The 3296-nt window shown below is 39.4% G+C and carries 4 protein-coding genes; 1 reads left to right on the top strand and 3 read right to left on the bottom strand.

From position 1 onward, the window contains the following. Window positions 1–141 precede the first annotated feature (141 nt). Window positions 142–294: a hypothetical protein gene (locus N482_RS24740; protein ID WP_155730524.1), complete on the top strand. Its 153-nt coding sequence runs from the start codon at window positions 142–144 to the stop codon at window positions 292–294. Between the two features lie 256 nt (window positions 295–550). Here the strand turns inward: N482_RS24740 and N482_RS06620 are convergent, their stop codons facing one another. The 3 genes from N482_RS06620 to N482_RS06610 form a co-directional block, all read right to left on the bottom strand. Continuing rightward, complete coding sequence (locus N482_RS06620; protein ID WP_063376304.1) at window positions 551–1591, bottom strand: helix-turn-helix domain-containing protein; 1041 nt, start codon at window positions 1589–1591, stop codon at window positions 551–553. 249 nt (window positions 1592–1840) lie between these two features. Further along, window positions 1841–2812, bottom strand: coding sequence for a haloalkane dehalogenase (locus N482_RS06615; RefSeq protein WP_081227797.1), 972 nt, complete (start codon window positions 2810–2812; stop codon window positions 1841–1843). 216 nt (window positions 2813–3028) lie between these two features. Beyond that, the coding region (locus tag N482_RS06610) for a transposase (RefSeq protein WP_196765321.1) at window positions 3029–3296 on the bottom strand (268 nt) is incomplete at its 5' end.

Below are 3296 nucleotides of genomic sequence, written 5' to 3'. Positions count from 1 at the left end.
AATACCTGAACAAAAGCAGCGTATATTGTTTTTGGTGTTGCTTGTTCCTGTTTAGAAACTTGTTTAGTGCTGTGGTAAATTAATAAACGCAAGCACAGCTATGAACAAGAAGGCAGCTGTCATACTTTGACTAGCAAACGTATGCAGTTTAAAGGGGATACTGCGATGGGGAAATCACTGCTCTCATTGGCGTTGGCTGCGCATACGACTAAGGCTCGAGTAGACGTCTATGCTACAGGTAAGTGCAGCATCTATCCGGGGTTATCAGATGTGAATTACATCACAATTACGTAGTGGTGCGAGCGTTACTATTTTATTCATGATATAGAAAGTGCCTAGTAAACGTGACTGGGCATTTTACCGTTAAAGATAATAGAAAACGAAGTAGAACTGGTACATTATCATTACCTGAATTAAGCAATAATCGGATCCCTAAACCAAAAATAAATACCTCTTTCAGCGTTATTTTTAATCATTACTATCCCAGTTTTGGATACAGCCCTTCACCACTCCAAAAGTAGACCTATCTAAGGGGGTCACTTTAAAAAAATCAATGCTTTGTGGCCTCGCTAAATCTCGTTTTATACTCACCAGGAGACATATCAAAGGTTTTTTTAAACTCGCGATAAAAGGTGTTTTTGTTATTGAACCCAGCTTCTAAATACAACTCTGAGACTTTTGTTTTTTTGCTAGCTAGCTTTAGCATTCGCGCGGCTTCAAAAACCCGGTATTTATTAACGAACTCGTAAAAATTGGTATCTAGGTGCTCGTTAAGCAACTCAGATGTCTGATTATTGGTCAAATCTAATTCTTTAGCCAAGCAGTTTAGCGATAATTCATTTTTCAAATGGAGTTGCTCTTTTTCAAATAAATCGATCAATAGCTTTTTTTGTTGATTTGCCAAATCTGGTGCCAGCTCCAATACTCTTGTTGGTTTTTTCCGCTTTATTTTTACGATATCTATAAATCCTTTAGAGAGCATTAAAATATAAATAAAAGTCAATGTATTACTCAGATCCCAAAGTAAGCGCAAGTAATCTGAACCCATTTTATGTAGTGTTACTTGAGCAAAGTATGCGCTAGAAACGACCAGAAAAAATACAACAATGGCTTTTTGACCGATCAATTGCTGAGCGTGCGGATTAGTGGTGCCACCTTTACTAAACCACGTCTTTTTAACGAGCAAAAATTGATAAAAAAGCACATGCAAAAAGTACAGTAAGGCTAAGAGTGTTGGGATTTCTTTTTGTTCTACCAACCTGCCTGTATAAAAGATAACAAACGGGAACAAATGGAGCAGTAATTGGGCGTAATCAAATTGCGCTTCTGATTTATACGTGATGTAAAAGTATATTGCAGGACCAAGTAATAACAGAGAAGAATGCACAAATGCGATAAACGGATACGGCATATAATTAAAGGCGATACCGATGTATTCCAGCATAGGGGTTGAAAGCAGCAACCAAAATATAAATAGCGCGATCTTTTGGTCTACCGCCAAGCGACCTTGTATCAATGCCAATGCAATGGTCACAAACACAACGTAAGCAGCTGAAACTATGTAAAGTATTTTGAGTGATTCTGCTATCACATTAAATCCTTTTTTATAAGCAACGAAGAAATTTGAGCTCAATACACTAACGCACAACAAAAGAAAGTAAAGGGTACAAAGATGACGGTTTCTAATACTTACTGCATACAGCTTTAGTAAAAGTAGGGAGGATGTTTTCATTTCCTTTGTTGTAATTACAAACAAAAAGGAATGGGAATTGACTTTAAAAAGCAAAGTAGACCCTGATTATCAGAGGCTACTTACGTAGCAGACTACACTGGAGAGAGGTTAATCATCTAGTCGGCGCAGCCAATCTTCAAGCGCGCGGCCAATTGCGTCAGGCTGGTCTTCTGGGAGGTAATGTAGCCCTTGCCCAACATAAGAGGTCTCTAATTCATCAATATTTTCAACATACCACTCAAGTACTTGAGGCGAGCGCTCTACACTCGGTGAGCCATAAACATACAAAGTCGGCATGTCAGTTCTGCGCATAAAGCGTTTGATACCGCGCATTAAGCGGTCTGTTTGAGTAGGCTCACCTGCAATAGGAAGCTGATTAGGCCAAGCGAGCAAAGGCTTTCTAGACTCTGGTACAAGGTATGGTGCACGATAAGCGTCCATTGCCTGATCGCCCAACGTCCGGTTAACCGAAGCAGGTAAAGCTTGTTCAATCCACATATTTTGATCTATTACTAGCATTGGTCCCAACACAGGATCTCTCAATGTTCTAAAAAAATCTGCGACAGGGCCAAGACTCTCATAGCTTTCAGCTGGAAATTGTGGTGGCAAAACGCCTTCCATAAAGGCAAGCCCAGCTACTTTTCTTGGGTGTTTTTTTGCATAGAGCCAAGCAATTGCCGCGCCCCAGTCATGGCCGATTAAAATGACTTCATCAAGCTCTAACCGATTTATAAAACGGCTGAAGTATCGATATTGCTCTTTGAATGTATAGTCTATATCTGGCTTGCCCGAATCCCCCATACCGATAAGATCAACGGCAATGGCTCTATGCGTATCAGCAATATAAGGCATAATATTTCGCCAAGAATACGATGACGTTGGATTGCCATGAACGAAAACCACCGGTTTACCTTCACCTTGCTCTAAATATGTCATCCAACTACCTTTTATTTCGATTGAGCGTTGTTCAATTTGATGTGTTTCCTCAATAACTGGTAGTGGCAGTTTTACATTACTTGTAGCCATAAATGGAGTCGATACTCCCAAAAGAGATAATAGTAAGATGCGTGCATAAGTCATTTTGTGCTCCTCAATATTGTTAATTTACCTATAGCGCGCATCCACTTTATAAGGTGTTGAAAGCAGCGCTTTCTCTTTAGCGCAAAATGAAGGATTTATTATATTAGTATATTTTTTATATGGTTATATTTGTCATTTTGATTAGGGGGATGGTTGGACTCTAAACTCAAGAAGCATCGAAAGCACATCAGGGCCCGAGCATACTTTGAATATATATTAACCAAAGAAAACTTGAGCTCTGTAATCGTCATTCCAACCCGCTTTTTTGAGTTTATTACGCTGGCTAGGTGCGCCGCATTCACATTGCTTGAGAATATTCATCACAAATCGTCTAAATAAAGCCATATTTTCCACTGCTCCTTCGAGCATTATTCGTGAATTATCTTCTTTGAATACAACACCCAATACATAGTGCTGACTATTTTCAATACGCCAATGCTGCCTGATATAGTGACCCAGTGACTTATGACGAGGTGACATTGAG

The organism is Pseudoalteromonas luteoviolacea NCIMB 1942, assembly GCF_001625595.1.
GTDB lineage: Bacteria > Pseudomonadota > Gammaproteobacteria > Enterobacterales > Alteromonadaceae > Pseudoalteromonas > Pseudoalteromonas luteoviolacea_A.
Note: the sequence above shows the minus strand (reverse complement) of the source record. Positions and strands in the feature narration are given on the sequence as shown.